This window comes from Neobacillus niacini, assembly GCF_030817695.1.
GTDB classification, from domain to species: Bacteria; Bacillota; Bacilli; order Bacillales; family Cytobacillaceae; genus Neobacillus; species Neobacillus niacini_F.
Map to the genome: position 1 here is coordinate 652,705 of NZ_JAUSZQ010000002.1, position 13,930 is coordinate 666,634.

Here is a 13,930-nt window from a genome sequence, read left to right on the forward strand (position 1 = left end):
AGTTAGGAAACAGAAAGGAATGATGCAGTTGATTATGAAAGAGTGCAAGCTATCATTAAGATTAGAAAAGTTTGAGGCGCTCCTTAGAAGTGTAGAGGATGATCATTGGCAAAGGTACGAAATTTTAACCCAATATAACAACTGGCTTTTAGGTTTTCGAGGGGAAGAGTCGGTTATGTTTCACCTAGACCTAGCTTCCAACGAGGATTACAGGATTTATCATGATATCCGTCTTCAATTAGGGAAATATTTTTTCCAAATTGATATTCTTCTTATATGTCCCCGTTTCATCCTCGTGAATGAAGTGAAAAACAGATCAAAAGATTGGCATTTTGCCAAGCTGCTCAATCAGGTTACCGTCGATGGCAAACGGACCAAAAATCCTATTCTCCAAGCAAAAGTGCAGTCGATAAAGCTAAAACGCTGGTTGGCAGAGCACCATTTCACCGATATACCCATCCTTTATCTTTTTGTAAATAGTAATGAAAAATCCAAAATTCATATCGATTATAATCATAAATACAGCAGAAGTGTTTGCAACAGCGAGCAATTGCTTGAAAAAATTGAACAAATTGAAAACGAATATAAAACTGAACTGCTAGAAGAAAAGGAACTACGAAAACTGAATCGTCTTATATTAGCAAAAAATAACCCAGATAATCCTGATCTTCTTCAACATTTTAAATTGACCTCAGATGACCTAATGACAGGAGTTCGTTGTCAGAAAACACAATGCTGTTCTTCACAAATGAGATATCATGCAGGAACATGGACCTGTCCCGTATGCAAAATGAAGTCTAAAATCGCCCACCACCAAAAAATTCTCGATTATTTCCTTCTCATTAAACCTTCTATTACGAACGCAGAGGCTCGCAGACTTCTACAAATCAAATCCCGAAAAATCATTCATCAATTGCTTGCTACAATGAATCTACCACGTACAGGGAAGTTCAAAGGCCGAGTCTATCACCAGCCGACAACAAAATAAAAAAACCACCGCGCAGAACGCAGTGGCTACATTTTCCTCACAAACCCAAGCACCTTCCCTAACCACACAAATCGACCTTTAAACAGTGCGCCTCGAATAAAATAGAAGCACACTAGTATTCCTGTGACGTCTTTAACGAGGTCAAACCAGGACGCGGAACGGTAAGGGTAGAAGGATTGGTGAATCTCGTCCGTCAGACCGTATAGTCCAGCTACGACGGCACAGAGTACGTTTAGTCCCATACTAAACCGTTCACACTTCGTGAGGAAGGCCAAAACTAGCAATACATATAAAATCGCGAACTCTATCAAATGCAGGGATTCTTTAATAAAGCGATCAATCTGGGAATCCGGGAGTTCGACAAAGTGGTTGGATGGAAGGCTCGACATGATCCAAATTACCGCCATATAGGCAATCGGAAGTAATCGTAATACGTATTTCAAAAAAATTTCCTCCTTGATGCATAAAAAATTTGTGTTTATCGAAAAATAAGTGCAAAAAATTTTTTTGCTAGTGTATATAATTCTACTTATCTGTTCAGAATGATTGCTGAGGTGATGAAAATGAGAGAGGAAGAAAACAAACGATCTTCTCAAAGTTCCAGTGTTAAACGCTTTTTCAAAAAGCGTTGGGTATTTCCAGCCATTTATATTGCAAGTGCAGCAATCATTCTGACAGCCGTTCTTTGGTATCAAAGCAGCGACAACGCAACTGACAAGTACGGTTACGAGTCTTCAGACCTAACAGGTAAGAAGAACGATACTCCGGCACTTGAAGTTAACTCAGCTTTAGAAAACTTAAAAATGCCTGTGAAGGATCCAATGGAGACGACAGTCAAAATGGAATTCTATGATTTCAACGCAAGTGAAGAACAACAAGAAGCCGCATTAGTATTTTACAACAATACGTATGTTCCGCATACTGGTGTTGACTTCACATCCAAAGATGGCGAAACATTCGAAGTCGTATCTGCCCTAAGTGGAACAGTTACGAGAGTGGAAGAAGACGCTACCCTTGGTAATGTCATTGAAATCGAACACGATAAAGGTATTGTAACACAATATCAATCGGTTAAAGATGTGAAGGTTGAGGTTGGCGACAAAGTAAAACAATCACAAGTGATTGCCATGGCTGGACAAAGCTTGTTTGATGAAGAATCTGGAACACATGTACATTTTGAAATCCGTAAAGATGGTGTAGCGGTTAATCCTACTAAATTTTTTAATAAACCAGTAAGTGATTTACATGACGACACTACAACGGAACAAAGAAAAGAAGATAATGCAAAGCAGCAAATGATAGAGGAAGAAGAAGCTCCGGCGAAAGAGGAAACTCCTTCAAATGAGGAAACTCCATCTAAAGAGGAAGCTCCATCCAAAGATGAAACACCATCTAAAGATGAGACTCCTTCAGAAGGCGAAACTCCATCCGAAGACGAATCTTCTGAGTCTACAGAAAAAACAAATTCTTAATCGTAACAAAGGGGAAAGGGGAATCTACCTTCCTCTTTTTTTTTTGCCTAGGCTCTTTTTCGTAAGAAAAGAGCCTGCAATATTAATTTCATGCACAGAATAGTATGTGCCATGTTAAAATCGGCTTTAGGATTTTAACAACGATTTTTACGAAAACAACCTTTACCTAAATATGTTAAAATGGGTAAAAAAGGGGGGAGTTTTTTTGAAAAAGATCATTGGGGTGCTGTTAATGGTGGCGCTGTTTGCAATAGTCGCAGCGGGCTGCAGTAAGGAGCCGACACCACAGGACCGATTAGACGCATACATAAAGCTATGGAATGAACAGAAGTTTGATAAGATGTACGATTACCTAACGGAGGGTTCCAAAGAGGTAATCTCGAAGGAAGACTTCACGAACCGCTATCAAAAAATCTACGATGACCTGCAAATTAAAGACCTCAAGATATCTTTCGAAAAACCAGGAGAAGAAGAACTGGCAAAGGATAAAGACACTGTCATGTATGATTTTTCTGCATCCATGAACAGCATCGCCGGAGAAATCCATTTTACACACAAAGCTAAGCTGAAAAAAGAAGAACGTGACAAAGAGAATAACTGGTATGTCGATTGGAACACGACGTATATTTTTCCGCAATTGAAGGATGGGGACAAAATCGGTATCAGCAATACATCGCCAACACGCGGACAAATTTTTGACCGTGCAGGTAACGGATTGGCTCTGAATGGACAGGTGTATGAAGTCGGTGTGGTCCCGGGTAAGCTTGAGGGGCAGAAGGAGCCTGTGATTCAGCAACTTTCCAGCCTGTTAAAAATGAAACCAGAACAAATTGAGAAAGCCATTACCGCCAGTTGGGTGAAGCCAGATTTGTTCGTGCCATTAAAGAAGGTTTCAATGGATGACCAGGAGCGTATCGCTCAATTAGTCGCCCTAGAACCGGTACAAACGAAAAAGGTGGGAGCGCGGATTTATCCATATAAGGAAGCCGCGGCACATTTAATCGGTTATGTTGGCTCGATTACCGCGGAAGAGCTTGAAAAGCTTAAGGATAAAGGTTATACAAGTACAGATTTAATTGGAAAAAGAGGGCTTGAGGAAGTTTTTGACGAACAGCTCAAAGGGAAAAGCGGTGTAAAAATTACGATTAAGAAACCTGATGGCAGCACCGAACTACTTGCTGAAAAAGCAGTTGAAAATGGTCAGGAAATAAAGCTCACCATTGATATTGATTTGCAGAACAGCCTATATGCAGAGCTTGTTGGTGAGGCAGGCGCAGGAGCGGCGATAGACCCTGTAACGGGTGAAACGCTGGCACTTGTCAGCTCCCCATCATTTGACCCAAATCAGGCCACCCTGGGCTTCTCAGGTGACGAGTGGAACCAATTACAGGAAAATCCACAAAAGCCGATGACCACCAGGTTTAATAAGGCATATGCACCAGGTTCTGTGTTTAAGCCGCTAACGGCGTCTATCGGGCTTAAGAATAACATTATTACCCCAGAGCAAACGCTGGATATTAAGGGATTAAAATGGCAAAAGGATGCTTCATGGGGCAATTATTTTGTAACGAGAGTTCATGAAGCGAACCCTGTAAATCTAGAACAAGCAATGCTGTTCTCGGATAATATTTATTTTGCGCAGACAGCATTAGGAATTGGTAAAGATACGTTTAGTGCTGGTTTGAAGGAATTTGGTTTTGAAGAAGAGTCCGACTATCCATTCCCGCTTGAAAAATCTACAATTGGGAATTTGGATAAGGAGATTGCCTTAGCAGACTCCGGTTATGGTCAGGGGCAAATTCAAATGAGTATTGTGCATTTGCTGCAAACGTATACTCCATTTGTGAACGGTGGCAATATGATTAAACCATCCCTATTGCTGGACGTGGAAAAAACGGAGAAACCAGTCGTTTCGCCTGAAATTGCGACAAACGTTTCGTCACTGTTAAGAAAGGTGGTCGGTGACTCGGAAGGTACGGCGCATTCTGCAGAAATCGCAGACTACCCGCTCGCAGGTAAAACCGGTACGGCTGAAATCAAACAAAAGCAGGGTGAAAAAGGGACGGAGAATGGCTGGTTCATTGCCTACAACACCAACTCACCAAATTTGATGGTCGCCATGATGGTCGAAAATGTTTTGGATCGCGGCGGTTCACAGATTCCGGTGAAAAAAGTAAAAAATGTTTACATGAAAATAAAGTAACAGAAACCAGTCTTTGGTTTCTGTTTTTTTTTAGGATATTTGGACTAGAAAAAGCCAAAATAATATTTAAAAGACAGGAGAACCAAATTGAGCGAATATCCTCAAGCCCGAAGACAGAGGGCTCACTTATCACAATTTACAACTACTGTGTTTTATCCAAGGAACCCGTGGGTGGTAGCATTTTTTTCATTTTCTTACCCAGGCTTTGGTCATTTATTGCTTCATCGTTACATAGCTGGATTTATCCTCATCCTTTGGGAAACCTTTATTAATCAAAGTGCAAAAATTAATCTTGGGATATTTTATACGTTAACAGGTGATTTTGCGAAAGCGATGGATGTGATAGACGAACAATGGCTGATGGTTTATGTTGCCATCTATATGTTTGGAATTTGGGATGGTTATCGACAGACAGTAGACATGAATAAGCAATACATTTTAGCCGACCGAGAGGACGCCCCATTGCGGCCGATTGCCATGGGTGCATGGGACATAAACTTTTTAGATAAACGAAAACCGTGGGTCGCGGTTCTGTGGTCGGTGTTGTTTCCAGGCCTAGGGCATTTATATATTCATAAAGTCATTGTTGGATTTTTTATCTTTGCCTACACAGTGGCAATCCTGTATTTTGGGCATCTGCCACAGGCCATTCACCTTACCATGATAGGAGATTTTGATGTAGCTAAACAAATTTTACACATGCAGTGGGCCATGTATTTACCTTCCATCTATTTTTTTATCCATTTTGACGCTTACGTAGGAGCGATTGATTACAATATTCTATTTGAAAAAGAGATGAAAAAATTTTTAAGAGAAAATTACCAAAAGAAAGAGTTTAAATTTCCTTTTTAAGAAGTGGGTTGAGTGGATGTTTGTTATTGCTACATTTGAGAATTCCATTTATATTGAGCTAGCGATTACCGCACTGGAGCAGCAGGGAATCTCAAAGGAATTGATTTTAGCCGCCCCGCTTGATAAGCGGAAGGAACCAAGAAATCTGTTTGATACGATTCATAACTCTGATGGATTTAGTTTATTTGACGGTCCTGCGATTCTAGGAACCTGTTTGATGCTGCTAGGAGCGATATACGGATATGAACTGGAATGGGGACCGATTCTTTGGGGAATCATTGGAGCTGTTTCTGGACTACTTTTGGGGTTTTTAATAAAAATGCTCATGCTCAAAAAAAGTAAACGGGGAAGCAAAAATATCACGTCAGAAATTGTCCTAATGGTTCGGTGTGAGGAGAACAAATGGGAAATGGTTGAAAAAATATTATGGGACCATCTTGCACTTGGTTTAACAAAAATCTAACATACCACCCATTGCTTATGGGTGGTATTGGTATTTCCCAAGATCGATGGTTCCGTTCAGTCCCACTTGAACTCCCTCACTCTCGAGTGAGAAAAGCTGCTCATGATAGGATTCATCGTCTTGGAGGGCAATTTGTCCCTTGGCATTAACGACGCGGTGCCAGGGAAGGCGATGCTTCCTGCTCATCGAATGCAAGGCCCGTACAACCTGACGTGCTGCACGAGGGCTCCCAGCCTCTCTGGCAATTTGTCCATAGGTCATGACCTTGCCTTCGGGGATCGCTTTTATTATCTCAATAACTCTTTCTGTAAAAGGCTGCATCGGTCATTTCCTTTCTGTTTGCTAGTCCTATTATAAAATAAAATTATTTTCAGTTAAATTTTCATTCGACATTCGGTCACGACAAATTTCTCAGGAAATAATGGCAGTCGCTTTATATTTCCTCTGTTAATCCTATTATCATGCACGTTACAGCGTTTTTGCAGCGCTGTCGAAAATAGGTACGGGGGATTTATTTTCCAATAAAAGTGTCCGATTTTTCAAAAAATTTACATGATACCTTGTCCTGATTGGATAATTCGTGCATATTCTCGTATCCAAGCTAATAAAATGGTTACAAACCTTTACAAAAGAGAGTGTTTGAGGTGAAGAGTCGTTTGAGGCTTTTGTAGAATTAGTTGGGGACATGATTATTCATCGTAATGCCGCATAGTTGCATAAATGGTGACAGTCACCGCTCGTGGACACTTTCCACCAGGGGTGGACACTTCCACCAATGAGGTGGACAGTCATGCGGATTCAGTATTTCGTCTTAGTGATAAGCGGGTCTCATTTCGCACTTCTCACATCCAATTTAGGGAGGGCGAGTGGTGTGCACGATTACATCAAAGAGAGAACTATCAAGATTGGAAAGTATATCGTGGAGACGAGAAAAACGGTTCGTGTTATTGCGAAGGAGTTTGGCGTGTCCAAAAGTACTGTCCATAAAGATTTGACAGAGAGACTTCCTGAAATAAATCCTGAGCTGGCAAATGAAGTAAAAGAAATATTAGATTATCATAAATCAATCAGACATCTCCGGGGTGGAGAGGCGACAAAAATGAAGTACCAGAAGGAAGAAAAAGAAGGTGAGGCCGTTAAATAGGCCAATTTTCAGAAGGTACCTCTGTATGACAAGAAAAATTGTTTTAAAATGGCCATTTTCATAGACTTCTTGGAGCATTCTAAGAAAGTCGGGAAAGGGCCATTTTTAATGGCTAAAGTGGCAGGCATTCTCTTGCAATAAAATTTTTCCGACAAATTTCTACGTTTTTTGGGTTAACAGGTTGGAAATTTTAAGGAATATGATACAATTAACAATTAGGAAAGTATGACCGTTTCAAGGAGGAAAGAAAAGAGAATGTTTGCTAGGGATATTGGGATTGATTTGGGAACGGCTAACGTGTTAATCCACGTAAAAGGCCGTGGAATTGTATTGAATGAGCCATCTGTTGTAGCAATAGATAAAAATACGAATCGTGTCCTGGCTGTTGGTGAGGAAGCTCGCCGTATGGTCGGACGTACACCTGGTAACATCGTCGCGATCCGCCCGTTAAAAGATGGAGTAATCGCAGACTTTGACGTAACAGAAGCAATGTTAAAACATTTTATTAATAAGTTGAACGTAAAGGGCTTTTTATCAAAACCGCGTATTCTGATTTGCTGTCCGACAAATATCACAAGCGTTGAGCAAAAAGCAATCAGAGAAGCGGCGGAAAAGAGCGGCGGCAAGAAAATTTATTTGGAAGAGGAGCCGAAAGTGGCAGCGATTGGCGCAGGTATGGATATTTTTCAGCCTAGCGGTAATATGGTTGTCGACATCGGCGGTGGAACAACAGACGTTGCGGTCCTTTCAATGGGCGATATCGTTACTTCTTCCTCGATTAAAATGGCCGGCGACAAGTTCGACATGGAAATCCTCAATCACATCAAGCGTGAGTACAAGCTATTGATCGGTGAACGCACAGCTGAGAATATTAAAATCAACATTGGTACCGTATTTCCAGGATCACGCTCGGAAGAAATGGAAATTCGCGGACGTGACATGGTCAGCGGCTTACCGCGTACGATTACGGTTCGTTCAGAAGAAATCGAAGGTGCATTACGCGAGTCTGTGTCGGTTATCGTTCAGGCTGCAAAAAGCGTTCTTGAGCGCACACCGCCAGAACTTTCTGCTGACATCATCGACCGCGGCGTTATCTTAACAGGCGGGGGAGCCCTTCTGCACGGAATCGACGCATTACTTGCAGACGAGCTTAAAGTGCCAGTCCTAGTGGCCGAAAATCCAATGGACTGCGTGGCAATCGGAACAGGAATTATGTTAGACAACATAGACCGCATTCAAAAGCGAAAGTTTGGCTAATAAGGTAGGACATCTTACCAATATAATAGTCTAATGACCTCACAATCATTGGGCTTTTTTATTTTTGGGATAGTACTCTTGCGTGTTAGCACGTAAAATTGGGATCTGGGGCACGAAAAATGTGAAATCTGCACGTAAAAACGGAATTAGGCACGTAAATCACAGAATCGGCACGTAAACCTATATAAAGGCACGTAAACCCCAGGTTAGCGTGTACCCAAGAATTTTCGCCACTTTTTGCCATGGTAATACTTTTTCTGCGAAATTTTACTGCATATTCCCTAATTTTTTAAAAAAATAGAGTATAATATTAAGTAAAACGAAAAATGTAGCAGAAGAATGGACAAACTAAATGTCCAATACTATAGATGGATTTCGGTAAAAGGGGAATAAAGAGATGTCAGTAAATCATCTAAACCAAGTGAAGACGAGGGAAGAGTATAAAAAGACAAAAGGCGAGGAGCAGAATGGCCCTGCCACGAAAAAGTCTTCTACAGTTGCTCAAAAAGCCCAAAAAGCAGAAGTTGCAGATAAGCGGATTCGGATCCGTCTGATTCCAATTTGGCTTAGAATACTTCTTTTGGTCATTTTTACTGGGGTTTTTATGGCAGCGGGTGCCGCGGTTGGCTATGGTGTGCTCGGTGATGGGAATCCGGGAGATGTGTTAAAAGCTTCAACCTGGACACATATTATTGATTTAGTTGAAAAAAAATAAACGTGGAAGGGTCTACAAGCCCTTCCTTTTTGTATGCTCTTAATAGTAAAATATATATATCTGTTCCTATGAGGAGGTACTAAAATGTTAGATGTACAGCAAATTAAAGAAATTATTCCCCATCGTTATCCATTTTTGCTTGTCGATAAAATTTTAGAAGTTGAAGAAGGCGTAAAGGCTGTCGGAATCAAAAATGTAACGGCAAATGAAGAATTTTTCAATGGCCATTTTCCTGACTATCCTGTCATGCCAGGTGTGCTTATTGTCGAGGCACTTGCGCAGGTTGGAGCGGTTGCCGTTTTGAAAAAAGAAGAAAACCGCGGTAAATTGGCATTTTTTGCTGGAATTGACGGCTGTCGTTTTAAAAGACAAGTAAAGCCTGGTGACCAGCTGCGACTTGAGGTAGAAATTATTCGTTTACGAGGGCCAATTGGAAAAGGAAAAGCAGTGGCAACTGTGGACGGAGAAGTGGCATGTGAAGCTGAAATTACGTTTGCATTAGGAAAATAGTCGGGGATTTCTCCGATTATTTTTTTTGTAATAGTCCTTTCATACTTGGGGAAAATAACAGAAGACCGATAAAAGGGTCAATATTTTTCACATGGAAAGGGGCTTTTACGTTTGAAGAAAAAGCTGTTTTTATTACTCGCAAGTGTGTTTCTATCAGGGTCAGTGTTAGTGGGATGTAATAATAATAATGATGAGCAAAATCCTGCTCCGCCAGTCAACGATGAAGTAGATACACCACTTGACGACGATAACAACTTAGATGGTAACAACAACAACGGCAACAACGGCAACAATGGTAACAATGGTAATAATGATAACGGGTTAAACAACACAAACACACGTTATCAAAACAATGATACTAACACGGGTAACGATAATGACCCAATGAGAGACAGAAATACTCGTGGCGAAGAAATGATCGAAGATAATCGCGATGCAAACGACCGTGACAATAAAGACGAATAATCATTAGGAGGGGCAGGCTGAAGCAGCCTGCCCTTTTACTAATCGTGTTTCATTTTTAGTTTTGGTTTTCTCTTCATTTTGTCCCTAAATTCCTCGAGTAAAGCCTGACCGCCGAGGCCCTTTTCTAGCAGGCTGTCGAGCAGGAGTTCAGAGTAATCACTTCTGTTACGGCGTAATCGGCCTTCAAACAGGACACTTATGTGGTTCTGAAATTTGTTTAATGAAGCAATTTTGGTTTGAAAATAGGCGGGATCGTTTTCGCGCTTAGTAATCACCGCTTGTACGATTACCTCGCGGCTTTGTTCGTGGATTTTTTGGAAGTAGTCATAAAGGGATAAATCTGTATAAGCTTCAAGGAGCCAGCTAGCGCGTTCGCTTTCTTTATTGATAATTAATCCATCTTCTAATGGGATTTCAACGGAATTTCCATCCTCCACCACTTCTAAAGCGACTAACTTAAAGGTTTTCATCGGCAATACCACCTCTTACTCGATTATATTTTCTAAATTATAACACATTAGTTCAGGAAACAAATGTCGAAAAATATTTGTCGGATTTTGCAAATTCACATTTTGGTGAGAAATAGTGCCTCCAAAATCGTTTTTTAAAACATTGAAATTTCGATTTTGGAGAAAAAAATGCTATCAAAATTGATATTTCATCATTTTACACCAGGAAAGCAAAGGTCTATGATTAAGCCATCAAAAGGAGAGGAGATAAGGGTATGATCAATCAAGTCACGCTTGTAGGAAGACTGACGCGAGATCCAGAATTGAGAAAAACAAGTGATGGGCTTCCTGTTACGACTGTGACCTTGGCGGTTAGCCGCCAATTCCGAAACCAGCATGGAGAAATTGAAGCAGACTTTGTCCAGTGCACAATTTGGAAAAAACCTGCTGAGAATACGGTCCAATACTGTCGAAAGGGTTCTGTTGTAGGAGTTACCGGCAGGCTGCAAACCCGGCATTATGATAACAAAGAAGGTAAGCGTGTCTATGTAACAGAAGTAGTGGCCGAATCAATCCGTTTCTTGGGCGCAAAACCAAACTACGCCCAGGCTGAACCGCCGCCAACCGTTACGGTTACAGTTACGAAGGAGGAGCTGCCATTTTGACAAATCATGATGATGTCGCCACAAGTTTAGAGCAGCTGCTTGAAAGTTTGATAAAAATGGTGGGCCGAGCCAATAAAAATAATGACAACCTTCAAAAAAAGATCAACCAGATGAATGAAAACATGGACAGTCTCCAGATGAGAATCAGCCAGCTAGAATGGATTATGAAAGGGCAGCTAAAGGAAAGAGATGGGAGCCCAATCAGAACCTACCCCACACATCACCACACACATACACCATCCGAAATTCACGACCATATCTCACATTTTTGAAAAACTTCGTCTGCTGACGTCGTAACTCGGATTATTTTGGTAAAACTAAAATGGTTCCTATTTTAAAAATTTCCCCCGTAATTAGTGGTTCCTTTGTTAAAAGAAAAAACCAATACCATTCAAAAAAATCCCCATTTTCCGGCCAAGCAGCGCCGGAGTTTTTTTTGTTCATTTAAAGTGTATAATTTTTCTTCTGTCGGGCAAACTAGTACAAAACCCCCTGTGTTTTATTTTTCAAGGCCGCTGATCATCGATCAGCGGCCTACTTTTTTAGATATTTTTATGTTTTTTACTAGCTTTAATCTGATAGGTTAATAAATCGACAAAAAAACGCTCGCCTTTTGGGCGGCATGAGATAAAGATAAATATCTAGTAAATTCTTTTTCAAATCAGGCTTTGTAAAAAAAGGAAAATGAAAACTATTGTCGAATAATAAATATTGATGTAAATATTTGTCTCATTGGAGGTTATTTAAAAATATGCCAAAATCATTAATATTTATTGGGGAACGACCTAGTCAGATGGAAATGTATATCAAAGGAAAACCAGAATTCTACGATGCCTTGCTACTCTCAAAAAACCCAGCTTCACACCTATCTTATCATTCTATCCCTCTTCACCAATCAAGAGTTACCATCCACATCCGTGAGACTAACTCTCAATTCAACTGTCACTACCAATCCTTGCAGCTGATCGAAGGAGAGAAGCCGCTTTCCGAGGAAGACGCTTACGATATCTTCACTAACTTCGCAGTTATGGAAGACAACAAAGTTGCTTTCATTATGCGCTCACGTAGAAAAGAAATCGGACTGCGAAAAAAAGGAAACCCAAGGGTTTTGTCTGTTCAAAAGGAAGTAGAAGTCTAAGTTCTTCTATCTGTTATAGTTGGTCTTGTTAAAAAATTTGAAACTATTGTTACAAACGGATGACAACTTAACACGAAAAAAGGGTTTTGGTGTAATCCGGGACCCTTTTTTATTGTGACCAAGTGGATTATTGACCCAACATTCACCATTCGTTTCACAATTTAGACAATAAAATTTTGATTTTCCACTCTTACACTTAGAAAATCCTCATAATCTCACCATACCATGGCGTAAAAATTACATTTTGAAACAAACTGTCCACTCCACACGGACAAAATTGGCAAAATGTCCACGAGTGGTGACAGGCACCGCTATTTTTCATCTATTCATATTGTTTTCCACTGTTATATGACAATTTGTGATAGAGTTTTAATATTTTTGTAATATAACTGGTACATTGTCATGGTATAAATAGATTAATAGAGAAGGGGGAAAACGTATGCAACTTGTAAGGCGTATGATTTTCATGTTTCTAACATGCGTAATATTGGTGTCAGGTACTGTTGTGGTACATGCAGAATCAAGTAAGGAAGCGCTACATAATGTGGAGCAAGAGCTTGAACAAAAGGCGAATGAAAAGAACTCTATTAATCAAGAAATTGAAAAGCTTAATAAAGAGATGGAAGAATTACAAACGTATATTACACAAAATAGAGAAGCCTTAGCAGAAACTCAGAAGAGAATTGACGAAACACGCCAATTGATTGAACAGAAAAAAGAAGAAATTGTTGCCCTTGAGGATAAAATCCATAACCGTAAAGACGTGATGAAGAGCAGGTTAGTGGCTTTACAAGAGGATGAAAAACTAAATGTTGCCATCAATGTCATTCTAGAATCGAAAAGTGTGGCAGATCTTATTCAACGTGCAAGCGCAGTAACCACTCTGTTTAATGCAGATAATGATATTATCAAGGATCAAGAAAACGATCTTATGCAAATTGAAGAAAATGTAAGAGTAATTGCTGAGAAAGAAGCACAGCTGGCTGTGGAACAAGAAAATCTTGCCAAACAACAGGCTGAACTTGATTTAAATTTACAAAAGAGACAAGAATCCTTAACGGTAATGCAACAAAGATATAGTGAAGTGAATCAAGAAATGGCAGGAATTCAGGCACAGCTGCAAGCAGCGCAAGAGAAGGTTCGTCAAGAACAAGAAGCAGCGAGAGCCATCGCAGCGGCTAATGCTCCTGCACCAGCAGCAGCTCCAGCTCCGGCACCAACGGGTACAGCGGGCAGAGAAATGTATGTCACTGCAACCGCTTACAGCTGGCAATCTGCAGGAAATATTACGTACATGGGCCATAATATTAAAGAAAACCCAAATATTAAATTAATTGCGGTTGATCCATCTGTTATCCCATTGGGATCTAAAGTATGGGTAGAAGGATATGGCGTAGCGATTGCTGGAGATACCGGCGGCGCAATCAAAGGCCATAAAATTGACGTAGTTATGCCAGACAATGCACATGCCATCGCATGGGGCAGAAAAACCGTCAAAATCTCCATCTTAAACTAAGCAATGAAAAAAGAGATCTGACATCGGAACAAATCTGATGTTAGATCTCTTTTTTTATATGTTGAAGCTGCAGTGCCTGTCACCACCGCAGGT

The 13,930-nt window shown here is 40.5% G+C and carries 17 protein-coding genes; 14 read left to right on the plus strand and 3 right to left on the minus strand.

From position 1 onward, the window contains the following. Positions 1-19 precede the first annotated feature (19 nt). Positions 20-988 carry a nuclease-related domain-containing protein gene (locus QFZ28_RS03515; RefSeq protein ID WP_307193363.1) on the plus strand — a complete coding sequence of 323 codons (969 nt, stop codon included), beginning with the start codon at positions 20-22 and terminating at the stop codon, positions 986-988. 26 nt (positions 989-1,014) lie between these two features. Here QFZ28_RS03515 and QFZ28_RS03520 read toward each other — a convergent pair whose 3' ends face one another. Next, entirely contained in the window at positions 1,015-1,431 is a 417-nt protein-coding gene (locus QFZ28_RS03520) for a VanZ family protein (protein ID WP_307193364.1), read from the minus strand. Positions 1,432-1,551: 120 nt separating this feature from the next. On the opposite strand from QFZ28_RS03520, the gene QFZ28_RS03525 reads away from it, so the two are divergent. From QFZ28_RS03525 to QFZ28_RS03540, 4 genes are all read left to right on the plus strand, one after another. Continuing rightward, complete coding sequence (locus QFZ28_RS03525) at positions 1,552-2,460, plus strand: M23 family metallopeptidase (protein WP_307193365.1); 909 nt, start codon at positions 1,552-1,554, stop codon at positions 2,458-2,460. Positions 2,461-2,665: 205 nt separating this feature from the next. Then, positions 2,666-4,663: a penicillin-binding transpeptidase domain-containing protein gene (locus QFZ28_RS03530; RefSeq protein ID WP_307193366.1), complete on the plus strand. Its 1,998-nt coding sequence runs from the start codon at positions 2,666-2,668 to the stop codon at positions 4,661-4,663. 87 nt (positions 4,664-4,750) lie between these two features. Next, the gene (locus tag QFZ28_RS03535) at positions 4,751-5,515 is read left to right on the plus strand and encodes a hypothetical protein (protein WP_307193367.1); all 765 of its coding nucleotides are present in this window, start codon (positions 4,751-4,753) and stop codon (positions 5,513-5,515) included. Between the two features lie 16 nt (positions 5,516-5,531). Continuing rightward, entirely contained in the window at positions 5,532-5,978 is a 447-nt protein-coding gene (locus QFZ28_RS03540) for a hypothetical protein (protein ID WP_307193368.1), read from the plus strand. Between the two features lie 15 nt (positions 5,979-5,993). On the opposite strand, the gene QFZ28_RS03545 is transcribed toward QFZ28_RS03540, so the two are convergent. Then, positions 5,994-6,299, minus strand: coding sequence for an MGMT family protein (locus tag QFZ28_RS03545; protein ID WP_307193369.1), 306 nt, complete (start codon positions 6,297-6,299; stop codon positions 5,994-5,996). Between the two features lie 550 nt (positions 6,300-6,849). On the opposite strand from QFZ28_RS03545, the gene spoIIID reads away from it, so the two are divergent. The 5 genes from spoIIID to QFZ28_RS03570 all read left to right on the plus strand — a co-directional run bounded on the left by spoIIID (position 6,850) and on the right by QFZ28_RS03570 (position 10,069). Further along, positions 6,850-7,122 carry a sporulation transcriptional regulator SpoIIID gene (spoIIID, locus tag QFZ28_RS03550; protein WP_007086083.1) on the plus strand — a complete coding sequence of 91 codons (273 nt, stop codon included), beginning with the start codon at positions 6,850-6,852 and terminating at the stop codon, positions 7,120-7,122. Positions 7,123-7,377: 255 nt separating this feature from the next. Further along, positions 7,378-8,379, plus strand: coding sequence for a rod shape-determining protein (locus QFZ28_RS03555; protein ID WP_307193370.1), 1,002 nt, complete (start codon positions 7,378-7,380; stop codon positions 8,377-8,379). Between the two features lie 397 nt (positions 8,380-8,776). Beyond that, on the plus strand, positions 8,777-9,094 hold the full coding sequence (locus tag QFZ28_RS03560; protein WP_307193371.1) for a DNA-directed RNA polymerase subunit beta: 318 nt from the start codon (positions 8,777-8,779) through the stop codon (positions 9,092-9,094). A gap of 84 nt (positions 9,095-9,178) precedes the next feature. Then, positions 9,179-9,604, plus strand: a complete 426-nt coding sequence (gene fabZ, locus QFZ28_RS03565) for a 3-hydroxyacyl-ACP dehydratase FabZ (protein WP_063254781.1) — start codon at positions 9,179-9,181, stop codon at positions 9,602-9,604. Positions 9,605-9,715: 111 nt separating this feature from the next. After that, positions 9,716-10,069, plus strand: a complete 354-nt coding sequence (locus tag QFZ28_RS03570) for a hypothetical protein (protein WP_307193372.1) — start codon at positions 9,716-9,718, stop codon at positions 10,067-10,069. A gap of 38 nt (positions 10,070-10,107) precedes the next feature. Here QFZ28_RS03570 and QFZ28_RS03575 read toward each other — a convergent pair whose 3' ends face one another. Beyond that, positions 10,108-10,539, minus strand: coding sequence for a YwpF family protein (locus QFZ28_RS03575; protein WP_307193373.1), 432 nt, complete (start codon positions 10,537-10,539; stop codon positions 10,108-10,110). Positions 10,540-10,793: 254 nt separating this feature from the next. Here QFZ28_RS03575 and ssb point away from each other — a divergent pair, with 254 nt between their 5' ends. The 4 genes from ssb to QFZ28_RS03595 all read left to right on the plus strand — a co-directional run bounded on the left by ssb (position 10,794) and on the right by QFZ28_RS03595 (position 13,837). After that, positions 10,794-11,183 carry a single-stranded DNA-binding protein gene (ssb, locus tag QFZ28_RS03580; RefSeq protein WP_307193374.1) on the plus strand — a complete coding sequence of 130 codons (390 nt, stop codon included), beginning with the start codon at positions 10,794-10,796 and terminating at the stop codon, positions 11,181-11,183. Continuing rightward, positions 11,180-11,455: a hypothetical protein gene (locus QFZ28_RS03585; protein WP_307193375.1), complete on the plus strand. Its 276-nt coding sequence runs from the start codon at positions 11,180-11,182 to the stop codon at positions 11,453-11,455. Before ssb ends, QFZ28_RS03585 begins: the two co-directional genes overlap by 4 nt. Positions 11,456-11,934: 479 nt before the next feature. Then, positions 11,935-12,321 carry a hypothetical protein gene (locus QFZ28_RS03590; RefSeq protein ID WP_307193376.1) on the plus strand — a complete coding sequence of 129 codons (387 nt, stop codon included), beginning with the start codon at positions 11,935-11,937 and terminating at the stop codon, positions 12,319-12,321. A gap of 439 nt (positions 12,322-12,760) precedes the next feature. Then, positions 12,761-13,837: a 3D domain-containing protein gene (locus QFZ28_RS03595; protein ID WP_307193377.1), complete on the plus strand. Its 1,077-nt coding sequence runs from the start codon at positions 12,761-12,763 to the stop codon at positions 13,835-13,837. Positions 13,838-13,930: the final 93 nt, after the last annotated feature.

Bases quoted from the DNA above. Each gene is read 5' to 3' on its own strand.
- QFZ28_RS03525 (WP_307193365.1), top strand. From the start codon at position 1,552: ATGAGAGAGGAAGAAAACAAACGATCTTCTCAAAGTTCCAGTGTTAAA.
- QFZ28_RS03595 (WP_307193377.1), top strand. From the start codon at position 12,761: ATGCAACTTGTAAGGCGTATGATTTTCATGTTTCTAACATGCGTAATA.
- fabZ (WP_063254781.1), top strand. From the start codon at position 9,179: ATGTTAGATGTACAGCAAATTAAAGAAATTATTCCCCATCGTTATCCA.
- QFZ28_RS03540 (WP_307193368.1), top strand. From the start codon at position 5,532: ATGTTTGTTATTGCTACATTTGAGAATTCCATTTATATTGAGCTAGCG.
- QFZ28_RS03545 (WP_307193369.1), bottom strand. From the start codon at position 6,299: ATGCAGCCTTTTACAGAAAGAGTTATTGAGATAATAAAAGCGATCCCC.
- QFZ28_RS03555 (WP_307193370.1), top strand. From the start codon at position 7,378: ATGTTTGCTAGGGATATTGGGATTGATTTGGGAACGGCTAACGTGTTA.
- QFZ28_RS03590 (WP_307193376.1), top strand. From the start codon at position 11,935: ATGCCAAAATCATTAATATTTATTGGGGAACGACCTAGTCAGATGGAA.
- QFZ28_RS03560 (WP_307193371.1), top strand. From the start codon at position 8,777: ATGTCAGTAAATCATCTAAACCAAGTGAAGACGAGGGAAGAGTATAAA.
- QFZ28_RS03515 (WP_307193363.1), top strand. From the start codon at position 20: ATGATGCAGTTGATTATGAAAGAGTGCAAGCTATCATTAAGATTAGAA.
- QFZ28_RS03575 (WP_307193373.1), bottom strand. From the start codon at position 10,539: ATGAAAACCTTTAAGTTAGTCGCTTTAGAAGTGGTGGAGGATGGAAAT.
- ssb (WP_307193374.1), top strand. From the start codon at position 10,794: ATGATCAATCAAGTCACGCTTGTAGGAAGACTGACGCGAGATCCAGAA.